Below are 12933 nucleotides of genomic sequence, written 5' to 3' on the forward strand. Positions count from 1 at the left end.
AGCCGTGCTGCTGCGTGTGCGTGTCGATCATGAACTGCGCGAGCGCGCGATGCAGCCGCGCAATCTGTCCGCGCAGCAGCGTGAAACGCGCGCCCGAGAGCTTCGCGCCGGTCTCGAAATCGAGGCCGAGCGGCGCCCCGACGTCGACGTGATCTTTCACCTCGAAGTCGAACTGACGCGGCGTGCCCCAGCGGCGCACCTCGACGTTGTCCGCTTCCTCGCGGCCGACGGGCACGCTCTCGTGCGGCAGATTCGGCACGCCGAGCAGCAGATCCGACAGACGCTTCTGGATCTCGTCGAGCTTCAGCGCCGACGCCTTCATTTCGTCGCCGATACCGCTGACCTCGGCCATCACCGCCGACGTGTCTTCGCCGCGCCCTTTCATCGCGCCGATCTGCTTGGACAGGCTGTTGCGGCGCGCCTGCATTTCTTCGGTACGGGTCTGGGTATCGCGGCGTTCCGCTTCGAGCGCGGTGAAGGCCGCGACGTCGAGGGTATAGCCGCGGTCGGCGAGGCGCTTCGCGACGCCGTCGAGGTCTTTGCGCAGCAGCTGGATGTCGAGCATGGAAGGGGCGGGTGTTCGTTGTATGAAAGCGCGATTTTAGCGCACCGGCGCGCCGCCAAAGCTCAGCCCTTCTTGGGCTGGTTCGCCGCGCGCCACTGCGTATCCATCTCGGCGAGCCGCGCCAGCTTCTCGCCGATCTTGCCTTCGAGCCCGCGCGGCGTCGGCGCGTACCAGTGCGGCTCGCGCATCCCGTCCGGCAGGTACGTCTCGCCAGCCGCGTACGCATCCGGCTCGTCGTGCGCATAGCGGTAGTCGTGGCCGTAGCCGAGTTCCTTCATCAACTTCGTCGGCGCGTTGCGCAGATGCACCGGCACCGCGCGCGACTGGTCCTTGCCGACGAAGCGCCGCGCCTCGTTGTACGCGTGGTATCCCGCGTTCGATTTCGGCGCGACCGCAAGGTAAATGATGGCCTGCGCCAGCGCGAGTTCGCCTTCGGGCGAGCCGAGGCGCTCGTAGGTCTCGGCGGCATCGAGCGTGATACGCGCGGCGCGCGGGTCGGCGAGGCCGATGTCTTCCCACGCCATCCGTACGATACGGCGCGCGAGGTAACGCGGGTCCGCGCCGCCGTCGAGCATCCGGCAGAACCAGTACAACGCGCCGTCCGGGTTGCTGCCGCGCACCGATTTATGCAGCGCGCTGATCTGGTCGTAGAACGCGTCGCCGCCCTTGTCGAAGCGGCGCAGGTTTTCGGCAAGCGCGCTGCCAAGCAGCGTGCCGTCGATGTCGGTGGTTTGTTGCTGCGCGGCCGCGCGCGCGACGATTTCGAGGTTGTTCAGCAGCTTGCGGCCGTCGCCGTCGGCGGATCCGATCAGCGCGGCGCGTGCTTCGTCGGTGAACGTGAGGCCGCCGAGTTCCTGTTGCGCGCGTTCGAGCAGTTCGCGCTGCTCGTCGTCGGTGAGACTCTTGAGCACGTAGACCGCCGCGCGCGACAACAATGCGCTATTTACCTCGAACGACGGATTCTCGGTCGTCGCGCCGACGAACACGAACAGGCCCGACTCGACGTGCGGCAAGAATGCGTCTTGCTGGCTCTTGTTGAAGCGATGCACTTCGTCGACGAACACCAGCGTCTGATGACCGTTCGCGCGATGGATCTGCGCGGTCTCGACCGCCTCGCGAATATCCTTCACGCCGGACAACACCGCCGACAGCGCGATGAACTGCGCGTGAAATGCATCGGCCATCAGCCGCGCGAGCGTGGTCTTGCCGACGCCGGGCGGCCCCCAGAGGATCATCGAATGGGCTTCGCCGGATTCGAACGCGACCCTGAGCGGCTTGTTCGGGCCGAGCAGGTGCTTCTGGCCGATCACTTCGTCGATATTGCGCGGCCGCAGGCGTTCGGCGAGCGGAACATTGGCACGGGTTTCTTCAAACATGACGTTTTGGGGATAATCTCGGCTTTTCCGGTGATTCGCGGGCGCCGCGGGGGAACGCGGCGGGCGGCCGGACGATGGCAAAGCGTTGCGGGCGAAGGCGAGGCACAGGCAAAGCCCAGGTGAAGGCGCGGGCAACGTCCTGCATTATGACAGTGACCGCGCGCGGATGATCGCCGCACGCTGCTGGCGGGGCGCGCGTTGTCCCATAACGGCTGCACCGCGCGGACGCGGAAAACCCTCGGCGAGAAGCCGTGGCAACGCGTCGTGGCTGTGTAGCCGGCCTCAAGGTCCACAGCAAAGACTCACAGCAACACCAACAGGAACGACATCAGATGGCACAAGATTCAGTCGCCGGCGAAACCGGCTCCACCTACGCGCCGCTCACGCCGGTGCCCGAAGCGCGGCGCGCGTTTCGCACCGGCGACGCGTTCGCGCTCTGGTTCTCCCTCGGCATCGGTCTGCTCGTCGCGCAGGCGGGCGCGCTGCTGGTGCCGGGGCTGTCGCTGCCGCACGCGCTCGTCGCGATCGTGCTCGGCAGCGTAATCGGCGTGCTGCTGCTCGCGCTCGCGGGCGTGATCGGCACGGACACCGGGCTCGCGGCGATGTCGTCGCTGCGTCCGACGCTCGGCGTGCGCGGCGCGTCTGTGCCGGCGGTGCTGAACATGGTCCAACTGGTCGGCTGGGGCTCGTTCGAGGTGATCGTGATGCGCGATTCCGCCGACGCACTCGCGAAGCAGGCGTTCGGCCTGTCGATGCCGCTGGTGTGGACCGTAATCTTCGGCGTGCTCGCGACGCTGCTCGCGATCAGCGGTCCGCTGTCGTTCGTGCGGCGCTTTCTGCGCACCTGGGGCATCTGGCTGCTGCTCGCCGGCGCGCTATGGCTCACGTGGAACCTGCTCGCACGCCACAACCTGGCGGACATGATGCGTCGTCCGGGCACCGGCGAGATGCCGTTCGGCGGCGCGGTCGACCTCGTGGTTGCGATGCCGCTGTCGTGGCTGCCGCTGATCGCCGACTACACCCGCTTCGGCCGCCGCGCGGGCGAGACGTTCCGCGGCACGCTCGCGGGCTACGGCATCGCGAACGTCTGGTTCTACGCGATCGGCGCGATCTACGGTCTTGCGGCAGGCGGCGGCGATGCGCTATTGACCGGCGCGCTCGCCCAGGCCGGCGGCGGTCTCGCACTGCTGCTGATCCTGATCGACGAAATCGACAACGCATTCGCCGACATTCACTCGGCCGCGGTTTCGACCGGCACGTTCTGGACACGCGCGAGCGTGCCGCTGCTGTCGGCGGGATTCGGCGCGCTGTGCACGCTGATCGCACTGGTCGTGCCGATGGCGAAGTATCAGAACTTCCTGCTGCTGATCGGCTCGGTATTCGCGCCGCTGTTCGGCGTGGTGCTGATGGATCACTTCGTCGTGCGCAAGCGCCGCATCGAAGCGGCCGTGCTCGCCGACGTGCGCGGCCGCTATGGCTTCTCGGGCGGCTGGCATCTGAGCGCTTTCATCGCATGGGCGATCGGCATCGCCGCATATCAGGTGATCAACCAATGGCTGCCGAATCTCGGCGCGACGCTGCCTTCGCTCGCGATCGGCGCGGTGTGCTACTTCGCGTTCGTGTCGGCGCGCAAGACCGCGTATGCGTGAGTGCCTCGAAAGGCACTTCGCGCGAGCGACAGGTTGGCCGACGCAGGTCGGCCGACGCAGCCGTCGGCGCTTCACGCGCGTTGTGCTTTATTTGCGGGATTTTCGAGCCAGCTTTAATCCGGCTCACGCGCTAGTTCGCGGAGGGTCGATATTGCTGGCGCAGGACGCTGTGGATCGCATTTCACTCGCTCGTTGAAGCGATTGACCGCTTATTTTTTCGCCGCTTTACGCGTACGGGACTCGACCTTCCGGCAAAGGTCCGTGAGCAGCCACCGTGCGACGGTCTCTGGACGGTTCGGCGCGTACAACGCGAATTTCGTCTCGTTTTCGAAATGGACAACGACGGAGCCCGTCATCACGCGGTAGGTGCCCACATAGTTGACGCCGTCCAACTGCACGCTTAACGGGTGCGTGGTTTCGTATTCTGCAAAAGCCAAGATAAAGGGAAATGTCTCAGGGGAATCGCCCTATTGTCGCCGTAGTGCTTTTGGAAAACAAAATAATATGCAGTCAGTTGCATATTCGATTTGTCACCGCTCCCACGCGCTGGACATTTCGCCGCAAAACCGGTCGCGATAACAAACCGATTCGCTTTTATTGGCGCTCATATGCGACCGAGCGACCGTGCGCGAAACGCGCGAGCGCACGATTGCCCTCCCGATGCGCTTCAGCCTCATCGTCAAAGGTTTCCTCGCTGTACGCGACGACCTTGAAGCCGCTGCCACCCGCCCGAGGAACGGTGATACCCCAGTGCCAGCCGCCTTCCTGCTCGAAAACATGCAGCGACGGGGAAAAACCTGGATCCTTTACTGAAGACAAGTTCATGACATGCCTCACCCTTCCAAACATTCGAAGCAATACTGACTTCGACCAGTGTAGGCGCTATTTTGTTGCGACGCAGCAAAAAATTGTCAACCCGTGCAGATGCACGCCTGAAACGTTTCGGAACGCTTACACCGACCCAACGCCATTCACAATGCCTGCTTTGCAGTCTCGCACTAATCGATCATGCCTGCTCAAACAGCCGGCATCCGTCATGGCACCCGCCGTCGCCCACGACAGCCCTCGGACAACCGGCTTTGCAGCCGGCCGCGTCCTGCGCCCTTTCGCCAGCAACAATCACCGCTAGCCGTTGATCACATCCGCGCCCTTTGGCACCGTGAACTTGAATGTGTCGGCCGGCAGCGGCGGGTTCTTCTGAATATTCGAGAACGTCAGCAACGTTACGTTGCCGAATACGTCGTGCAATTCCATCGCTTCGAGATTGCCGTCCTTGAAGCCAATGCCGACACGCTGGAATTGCGTGTCCTTCGCCTTGGGCGTCAGTTCGAGCCAGTCGATGCCGGCCTTCACGCCAGCGTCGTGCAACGTGAAGTTCTTGTCTAGATCGTTACTGCCGAACAGGATCGCGGCCGGGCTCGCGCCCAGCGCGTTGCCGAGGGTACGCACCGTCACCTGGTTCAGATCCTTGTCGTACACGTAGAGCTTGTCGCCGTCCGCCTGCAACAGCTGCGCGTACGGTTTCTCGTATTGCCAGATGAACTTGCCGGGCCGCGCGAACGTAAACGAACCGCTCGACGTGGCCGGCTTGCTCGTGCCCGCGGTGGGCAGCGCGCCGCTCGCGCCTTGCGCCTTGCTGGGCGCGCGCACTTCCTGCTGTACGAAGGTGCCGCGCGCCGAATGAACCTGCGCGACGAATGCCTTCAGTTGCTCGGTGCCGCTCGCGAATGCGTGCGAGGCGATCAGCAGTGACGCGCCTATCGCGATGCTGCCGGCGCCGTGCATGAGACGGCGCACGAGCTGATCAAGCCCGCCAGATTGACGCTTTCGAGCATCCTGTGCGAATGCGTGCATGGGGTTCCTCCGTTGATTGGATGCGTTGATTGGATGCGTTGATTGGATGCGGTGAAGGGCTGCGCCTGGGCAACATGCTTCGTGCGGGAACAGCGAGCCGCCTGATCAGCGTCGCACGGCGCCCCGAAAGGTCGCGCGGCTTTGGCGCGACCCGGTGGCAGCAGAGGTATGCGGCTTATTCCGTTTCGCGCGCCGGCGCCAGAATCTCGCGATTGCCGTTCGACGACATCGCCGACACCACGCCCGAATTCTCCATCTGTTCGAGCAGACGCGCCGCACGGTTATAGCCGATGCGCAGGTGCCGCTGCACCAGCGAAATCGACGCACGGCGGTTCTTCAGGACCACGTCGACCGCCTGATCGTATAGCGGATCCGACTCGCCGTCGGTCGTGCCGGTTCCCGGCGTGCCTTCGTCGCCCTCGCCGCCGACGCCGCCTTCGAGAATGCCCTCGATGTAGTTCGGCTCGCCCTGCTCCTTGAGCTTGTCGACGACGCGATGCACTTCGTCATCCGACACGAACGCGCCATGCACGCGCACCGGCAGCCCGCTGCCCGGCGGCAGATACAGCATGTCGCCCATGCCGAGCAGCGATTCCGCGCCCTGCTGGTCGAGAATCGTGCGCGAGTCGATTTTCGACGACACCTGGAACGCCATGCGCGTCGGCACGTTGGCCTTGATGAGGCCGGTGATCACATCGACCGACGGACGCTGGGTCGCGAGAATCAGGTGGATGCCGGCCGCGCGAGCCTTCTGCGCGATCCGCGCGATCAGTTCCTCGACCTTCTTGCCGACCACCATCATCAGGTCGGCCAGTTCGTCGATCACGACCACGATGTTGGGCAGGCGCGTGAGTGGTTCAGGATCGTCGGGCGTCAGGCTGAACGGATTGGGCAGCTTCTCCTCGCGCTTGGCCGCATCGTCGATCTTGTTGTTGTAGCCGGCGAGGTTGCGCACGCCGAGCTTGCTCATCAGCTTGTAGCGGCGCTCCATCTCGGCGACCGCCCAATTCAGCGCATGACCCGCCTGGCGCATGTCGGTGACGACCGGACACAGCAGATGCGGAATCCCTTCGTAGACACTCATTTCGAGCATCTTCGGATCGATCAGGATCATGCGCACCTGCTCGGCGCTCGCTTTGTACAGCAGCGACAGGATCATCGCGTTGATACCGACCGACTTGCCCGAACCGGTCGTGCCCGCGACGAGCAGGTGCGGCATCTTCGCGAGGTCCGCGCACACCGGCTTGCCGCCGATGTCCTTGCCGAGACCCATCGTGAGAGGCGACGCGGCATCCACGTACACGGCCGAGCCGAGAATCTCGGACAGGCTCACCGTCTGGCGCCGCTGGTTCGGCAGCTCGAGCGCCATGAAGTTCTTGCCCGGAATCGTTTCGACCACGCGGATCGACACGAGCGACAGCGACCGCGCGAGGTCCTTCGCGAGATTGACGATCTGGCTGCCCTTCACGCCGGTAGCCGGCTCGATTTCGTAGCGCGTGACGACCGGGCCCGGATACGCGGCGACCACGCTGACATCGACGCCGAAGTCCTTCAGCTTTTTCTCGATCAGACGCGACGTGAATTCGAGCGTGTCGGCCGAAATGGTTTCCTGCGTGGCGGGCGCGGGATCGAGCAGCGAGATCGGCGGCAACGTGGAGTCGCCCGGCAGATCGGTAAAGAGCGGCACCTGCCGTTCCTTCTCGACGCGTTCCGACTTCACCGGCGTGACGACCGGCGGCACGATCACCACGGGCTCGTGTTCCTCGATGCGCACGCGGCCCTTCTCGACCTTGCCCTCGCGCTTGACCGCGGCGGCTTCGCCAAGCTTGCGGTCGCGTCCGGCCTCGCGGCGCAGCTTCGCGAACGTGACCGCGGAAATGATCGACTCGCCGACCCTTTCCGCGACCGACAGCCACGAAAAGCGGAAATACAGCGACAGCCCGATGGCCAGTCCGAGCAGCAGCGCGAGCGTGCCGCCCGTAAAACCGAATGCGTGCGACACGCCACGCGCGACCGCCTCGCCGATGACGCCGCCCGGCGCGCGCGGCAACTGCACTTTGAGCGACCACATGCGCAATGCCTCGATGCCGTTGCACGACAGCAGCACGAGCAGAAACGCGAACGCGTCCGCAAGCCAGCTGACGCCGCGCGGCGCGTCGTCGTCCTGCGCGTCTTGCTGGCCGGTGATGCGCTTGTAGTTTGCGGAGATATGGCGGCCGAGCAGCACGATCCACCAGTAGGCGGACAGGCCGAACAGCAGCAGCAGGATATCGGACGTCCACGCGCCGACGCGGCCCGCCCAGTTGGAGATATGGTCGACCTGCGCGGCGTGCGTCCAGCTCGGGTCGTGCCTGCTGTAGCTGACGAGCGACATCAGCAGGAACACGCCGAGCGCGACCTGCAGAATCCAGCGGATTTCGGTGAAAAGGCGCGACATGCGGTGCGGCAATGCCTGCGCGGTCGCGGAATAAGGAGCTTTTGCCATTGATCCTGTTCTGGGGTAGCCGGTTCAGGCTGAACTGCCGCCGGGAGCGGGACCGAGCGTTGCCGCGCGCGGCTGCGGGCTCGTCTCCCGGCTACCGGAAACTTCTATCCGGCCTATTGTAAACGCTGCGCCTCGCGCAAGGCTGTAAATGACGGTAACTTGGCTGCTAACCGCGCGAGCGTCACGGCAGCGCGCGCCGCCACGCTATCGCGGCGATCGGAAAGCTTGATGGCGCAGCCGCGCGCCCCGCCCTTTATAATGCCGCACTGACACCCATCTACTGTTTCAGCTCAAAAACGCACGGCCTCGCAACGGCGAGCCGCGCGCCGTACAAGGATTCCATCATGCCCGCAACTGCAACGAAACACGCCAAGGTTCTGATTCTCGGTTCCGGTCCGGCCGGATACACGGCGGCGGTCTACGCGGCACGCGCCAACCTGTCGCCGGTACTCGTCACGGGTCTCGCGCAAGGCGGCCAGCTGATGACCACGACCGACGTCGAGAACTGGCCGGCGGACCCGAACGGCGTGCAAGGCCCGGAACTGATGGCGCGCTTTCTCGAGCACGCCGAGCGCTTCAACACCGAAATCATCTTCGACCATATCCACACGGCAAGGCTGGATGAAAAGCCGATTCGTCTGATCGGCGACTCCGGCGAATACACGTGCGATTCGCTGATCATCTCGACCGGCGCGTCGGCGCAGTACCTCGGCCTGCCGTCGGAAGAAGCGTTCATGGGCAAGGGTGTGTCGGCCTGTGCGACCTGCGACGGCTTTTTCTACAAGCAGCAGCATGTGGCCGTGGTCGGCGGCGGCAATACCGCTGTCGAAGAGGCGCTGTATCTGTCTGGCATCGCGAAAAAAGTGACCGTGATCCATCGCCGCGACAAGTTCCGGGCCGAGCCGATCCTGATCGATCGCCTGCTCGCGAAGGAAAAGGAAGGCATCGTCGAGATCAAGTGGAACTACACGCTCGACGAAGTGACCGGCGACCAGTCCGGCGTGACCGGCCTGCGCATCAAGCACACGCAGACCGGCGAAACCACCGACATCGCGCTGCAGGGCCTGTTCGTCGCGATCGGCCACAAGCCGAACACGGACATCTTCGCGGGCCAGCTCGAGATGAAGAACGGCTACATCATCACGAAGGGCGGCCTGAACGGTTTCGCGACCGCGACCAGCGTGCCCGGCGTGTTCGCCGCCGGCGACGTGCAGGATCACGTGTACCGTCAGGCGATCACCAGCGCGGGCACCGGCTGCATGGCCGCGCTCGATGCACAGCGCTACCTCGAGACCATCAACGAGATGGCCGGCGAGCACGCGATGAGCCAGGAAGCGGAGCGCTGATCGCGCGCGCGCTCGCGACGTCAGGTCGCGACGGCGGGCGCGACGGTAAAATGACGGCGGCGCGAAGCCCGGCTGTTCGCTTGACCCGCAAGGCCGCGGCTGCAAAGCCGGCGGCCTTTTTGTTTGCTGGGTGGCCAACCCCGTACGACCGATCGACCTTCCCGCATGCATTGCCGATATGCCGAAGAATCAGCCCCATCCGAACGAACCGAAACGCCCACGTGCCGCAGCGCGGTCCGCGCCTGAAGCGGCAGCGCCCGCCGTCGCGCCGAAGCTCGAGCGCGCGAGCGGACTCGCCGCCCTCGGTGCGTTGCGCGACGCGCTAAAGGGCGATGCGCAGCGGCGCGAGCGCGAACAGGCGGCCGCGCAGGCAGTCCGGCGTGAAGCGGCGGCCGACGCCGATCTGTTCCGCCGTGAAATCGGCGAAGTCGCGCCGCTTGCGGTGCCGCCGCGCGCGACGCTCACGCGCAATCCGCCACCCCCGCTGCCGGTGCAAACGCTGCTCGACGAAGAAGCGGTGCTGCACGAATCGATTTCCGACGAGTTCGATCCCGAAGTGCTGCTCGAAACCGACGAAACGCTGTCGTACTGCCGCCCCGGCGTGAGCCGCGACGTCGTGCGCAAGCTGCGGCGCGGCGACTGGATCGTGCAGGCCCAGATCGACCTCCACGGAATGCGGCGTGAGGAAGCGCGCGAGGCGCTCGCGGAATTCATCCGCGAGTCGGTGAAGCGCGGTTTGCGGTGTTTGCGCGTGATTCACGGCAAGGGTTTGGGATCGATCGGCAAGGAACCGGTATTGAAGGGCAAGGTGCGCGCGTGGCTCGTGCAGAAGTCCGAGGTCATCGCGTTCTGTCAGGCGCGCCCGCACGACGGTGGAGCGGGTGCCGTAGTCGTGCTGTTGCAGCCGGGGGCGTTGCCCGCGCATGGAGTGCAGGCGAAGGGGTGACGAGGCTGCGCGCGATCACCGCCGCACCCGCATTGCGATCTGTCGATTTTCGCCGCCGCTGTTCGTCGTTGGATAAACGGCCATGGTGGCCGTCGTTGCGCCGCGGGCGCACTCCGCAAACGTCAAAGGTGATCGCGATGTCCCTGCAGCTCTATGCCCACCCGTTCTCGTCCTACTGCCAGAAGGCCCTGATCGCGCTCTACGAAAACGGCACACCGTTCCAGATGCGTGTGCTCGCGCACGACAACCCGCAACTGATGGCCGAGTTCGCCGCGTTGTGGCCGATCAAGCGCTTTCCGGTGCTGGTCGACGGCGCCCGCACGGTCGTCGAGGCGAGCATCATCATCGAGTATCTGGGTCTGCACTATCCGGGGCCCGTCGCGCTATTGCCGGCCGACGCGCGGGCCGCGCTCGACGTGCGCATGATGGACCGCTTCTTCGACAACTATGTTTCGACGCCGCAGCAACGCATCGTCTACGACAGCCTGCGCGCCGCCACCGAGCGGGACCCGCGCGGCGTCGCGGATGCGCGCGCGATGCTGGACACCTCGTACGCGTGGCTCGATACGCTGATGGCAGAGCGCCAATGGGCGGCGGGCGACACCTTCAGCCTGGCCGACTGCGCGGCCGCGCCAGCGCTGTTCTACGCCGACTGGACGCATCCGATCGACCCGGCCTTCGCACACGTGCGCGCATACCGGCAACGGCTGCTGGCGCGGCCGTCTTTCGCGCGCGCGGTCGACGAGGCGCGGCCGTACCGGCCGCTCTTTCCGCTCGGCGCACCGGACCGGGACTGAACGGCGCGCGAGCCGCAGGACATAACAGCTCAACAAACCCAACAAGCGGGTAGCGGGCGGCTGCGCCCGCCTTGAGACAAGCGATTTTCCTCGCTGTAGACTTCACCCCGCAAGCCTGCTCCCCCCGGCTCACCACCCATAAGGCAAACCATGGACCGTTTCGAAGCGATGGAGATATTTACGCGTGTGGTGGAAGCAAACAGCTTCACCAAAGTATCCGAATCGCTCGACCTGCCGCGCGCGAAGGTCAGCCGCACGATCCAGGCGCTCGAGGAACACGTCGGCGTGCGGCTCCTGAACCGCTCGACGCGCCAGGTCAGTGTGACGGAAGACGGCGCGGCGTTCTACGAACGCTGCGTGACGATTCTCGCCGAGGTCGCCGATGCGGAGTCGTCGCTATCGAACAAGCGCGAAAACCCGGCCGGCACGATCCGCGTGGATACATCGGGCACGCTTGCGCGCGCGCTGCTTCTGCCCGCGCTCGACGATTTCTACCGCCAGTATCCGCAGATCGACGTGCGCCTTGGTCTGGCCGATCGCAACATTGATTTGATCCAGGACGGCGTCGATTGCGTGATCCGCATGGGCACGCCGGAAGAATCGAGCCTCGTTGCGCGGCGTATCGGCCTCGCGCGGATCGTCACGTGCGCATCGCCGGCGTATCTGGAAAAGTTCGGCACCCCGGCTACGCTGGAAGAACTCGCCGGGCATCGGGCGGTGAACTACGTGTCCGCGCGCACCGGCAAGACGTTCCCGTTCGAATACGAGGTCAACGGCGAGATCGAGCGGGTGCAGATGAAGAGCACGCTCGCGGTCAACGACGGCTCGGTGTACATCGGCGCGGCCGTGCTCGGCCACGGCATCATCCAGCCGTCGCGTTTCATGGTCGCCGAACTGATCGAGCAAGGGGCGTTGCAGGAGATTCTCGGTCATTACACGAGCCCCGGCACGCCGTTGTCGGTTCTGTACGCGCATCGCCGCAATCTGAGTTCGCGACTGCGCGCGTTCATCGAATGGGTCAGCGAGCTCGCGCGCAGCAATCCGGATCTGCGTGTGCCGGAGGCGGCGTAACCGGTTCGCGGTTTCAGCCGTCGCGGCAAAAAACAAGCCCCATGCGCGATGCCACGCATGGGGCTGTTCGTTTGCGAAGCGACGGATCTAACGCTTACGCAATCCGCTCTTCATTGCTCGGATCAAACAGCACTGCCTTCGACGCATCGAACAACAGCGTCGTGTTCATCATCGGCTGCGGGTTCGAGGCCGGATGCACGCGGCTCACCACGCGCTTGCCGTTGATCTGAGCGAACACCAGCGTATCCGGACCGGTCGGCTCGATCACGTCGACCTTCACTTCGATCTGCTGCAGTTGCGAATTGTCGCCATGCGCGCCGCGCGCGTCGGTGATGCGCTCCGGACGCAGCCCGAGAACCACGTTCGCGCCGATGTGCGAGCGCACTTTCGACGACTCGAACGGCAGGATCAGCACCTTGCGCGCGACGCCCGTATCGAGTTCGATGCCGACGCCCGTGCCCTGCTCGACCAGCTTGCCTTCGATGAAGTTCATCGGCGGCGCGCCGATGAAGCCCGCGACGAACAGGTTCGACGGCGAATCGTAGATATCCTGCGGCGCGCCGAACTGCTGGACGATGCCGTCCTTCATCACCGCGATGCGGTCGCCGAGCGTCATCGCTTCGATCTGGTCGTGCGTCACGTAGACGATCGTCGTGCCCAGGCGCTGATGCAGCAGCTTGATTTCCGAGCGCATCTCGATGCGCAGTTTCGCGTCGAGGTTCGACAGCGGCTCGTCGAACAGGAACATCACCGGATCGCGCGCGAGAGCGCGGCCCATCGCGACGCGTTGACGCTGGCCGCCCGACAGTTGACCCGGCTTGCGGTCGAGCAGATGCGTGATCTG

General features: G+C 65.0%; 10 protein-coding genes and 1 pseudogene. 5 read left to right on the plus strand and 6 right to left on the minus strand.

Going from position 1 to position 12933, the window contains the following annotated elements; genetic code table 11:
- Nucleotides 1–565 (minus strand): annotated as a pseudogene (locus tag VGH68_RS18010) (serine--tRNA ligase); the annotation flags it as partial.
- A 62-nt stretch (nt 566–627) separates the two neighbouring features.
- Nucleotides 628–1941, minus strand: a complete 1314-nt coding sequence (locus tag VGH68_RS18015) for a replication-associated recombination protein A (protein WP_331605023.1) — start codon at nt 1939–1941, stop codon at nt 628–630.
- 332 nt (nt 1942–2273) lie between these two features.
- On the opposite strand from VGH68_RS18015, the gene cytX reads away from it, so the two are divergent.
- On the plus strand, nt 2274–3590 hold the full coding sequence (cytX, locus tag VGH68_RS18020; protein ID WP_331605024.1) for a putative hydroxymethylpyrimidine transporter CytX: 1317 nt from the start codon (nt 2274–2276) through the stop codon (nt 3588–3590).
- Between the two features lie 594 nt (nt 3591–4184).
- On the opposite strand, the gene VGH68_RS18025 is transcribed toward cytX, so the two are convergent.
- The 3 genes from VGH68_RS18025 to VGH68_RS18035 form a co-directional block, all read right to left on the minus strand.
- The gene (locus VGH68_RS18025) at nt 4185–4415 is read right to left on the minus strand and encodes a hypothetical protein (protein ID WP_331605025.1); all 231 of its coding nucleotides are present in this window, start codon (nt 4413–4415) and stop codon (nt 4185–4187) included.
- Between the two features lie 300 nt (nt 4416–4715).
- Entirely contained in the window at nt 4716–5444 is a 729-nt protein-coding gene (lolA, locus tag VGH68_RS18030; protein ID WP_331605026.1) for an outer membrane lipoprotein chaperone LolA, read from the minus strand.
- A 175-nt stretch (nt 5445–5619) separates the two neighbouring features.
- Nucleotides 5620–7929 (minus strand): DNA translocase FtsK, encoded by a 2310-nt coding sequence (locus tag VGH68_RS18035; RefSeq protein ID WP_331605027.1) that lies wholly within the window; start codon nt 7927–7929, stop codon nt 5620–5622.
- 344 nt (nt 7930–8273) lie between these two features.
- On the opposite strand from VGH68_RS18035, the gene trxB reads away from it, so the two are divergent.
- The 4 genes from trxB to VGH68_RS18055 all read left to right on the plus strand — a co-directional run bounded on the left by trxB (nt 8274) and on the right by VGH68_RS18055 (nt 12089).
- Nucleotides 8274–9275 carry a thioredoxin-disulfide reductase gene (gene trxB / locus VGH68_RS18040; RefSeq protein WP_331605028.1) on the plus strand — a complete coding sequence of 334 codons (1002 nt, stop codon included), beginning with the start codon at nt 8274–8276 and terminating at the stop codon, nt 9273–9275.
- A 178-nt stretch (nt 9276–9453) separates the two neighbouring features.
- Nucleotides 9454–10221, plus strand: coding sequence for a Smr/MutS family protein (locus tag VGH68_RS18045; RefSeq protein ID WP_331605029.1), 768 nt, complete (start codon nt 9454–9456; stop codon nt 10219–10221).
- 137 nt (nt 10222–10358) lie between these two features.
- On the plus strand, nt 10359–11018 hold the full coding sequence (locus tag VGH68_RS18050) for a glutathione S-transferase family protein (RefSeq protein WP_331605030.1): 660 nt from the start codon (nt 10359–10361) through the stop codon (nt 11016–11018).
- 150 nt (nt 11019–11168) lie between these two features.
- A complete protein-coding gene (locus VGH68_RS18055) occupies nt 11169–12089 on the plus strand; it encodes a LysR family transcriptional regulator (protein WP_331605031.1) in 921 nt (306 codons plus the stop codon).
- A gap of 94 nt (nt 12090–12183) precedes the next feature.
- Here the strand turns inward: VGH68_RS18055 and VGH68_RS18060 are convergent.
- On the minus strand, nt 12184–12933 hold a 750-nt coding region (locus VGH68_RS18060; RefSeq protein ID WP_331605033.1), incomplete at its 5' end, for an ABC transporter ATP-binding protein.

Origin of the sequence: Paraburkholderia sp. (assembly GCF_036488505.1) — a bacterium.
In the GTDB taxonomy this organism is placed as follows: Bacteria; Pseudomonadota; Gammaproteobacteria; order Burkholderiales; family Burkholderiaceae; genus Paraburkholderia.

Excerpts from the sequence above, each read along its gene's own strand:
- VGH68_RS18015 (WP_331605023.1), bottom strand. The coding sequence starts at position 1,941 with ATGTTTGAAGAAACCCGTGCCAATGTTCCGCTCGCCGAACGCCTGCGG.
- cytX (WP_331605024.1), top strand. The coding sequence starts at position 2,274 with ATGGCACAAGATTCAGTCGCCGGCGAAACCGGCTCCACCTACGCGCCG.
- VGH68_RS18025 (WP_331605025.1), bottom strand. The coding sequence starts at position 4,415 with ATGAACTTGTCTTCAGTAAAGGATCCAGGTTTTTCCCCGTCGCTGCAT.
- lolA (WP_331605026.1), bottom strand. The coding sequence starts at position 5,444 with ATGCACGCATTCGCACAGGATGCTCGAAAGCGTCAATCTGGCGGGCTT.
- VGH68_RS18035 (WP_331605027.1), bottom strand. The coding sequence starts at position 7,929 with ATGGCAAAAGCTCCTTATTCCGCGACCGCGCAGGCATTGCCGCACCGC.
- trxB (WP_331605028.1), top strand. The coding sequence starts at position 8,274 with ATGCCCGCAACTGCAACGAAACACGCCAAGGTTCTGATTCTCGGTTCC.
- VGH68_RS18045 (WP_331605029.1), top strand. The coding sequence starts at position 9,454 with ATGCCGAAGAATCAGCCCCATCCGAACGAACCGAAACGCCCACGTGCC.
- VGH68_RS18050 (WP_331605030.1), top strand. The coding sequence starts at position 10,359 with ATGTCCCTGCAGCTCTATGCCCACCCGTTCTCGTCCTACTGCCAGAAG.
- VGH68_RS18055 (WP_331605031.1), top strand. The coding sequence starts at position 11,169 with ATGGACCGTTTCGAAGCGATGGAGATATTTACGCGTGTGGTGGAAGCA.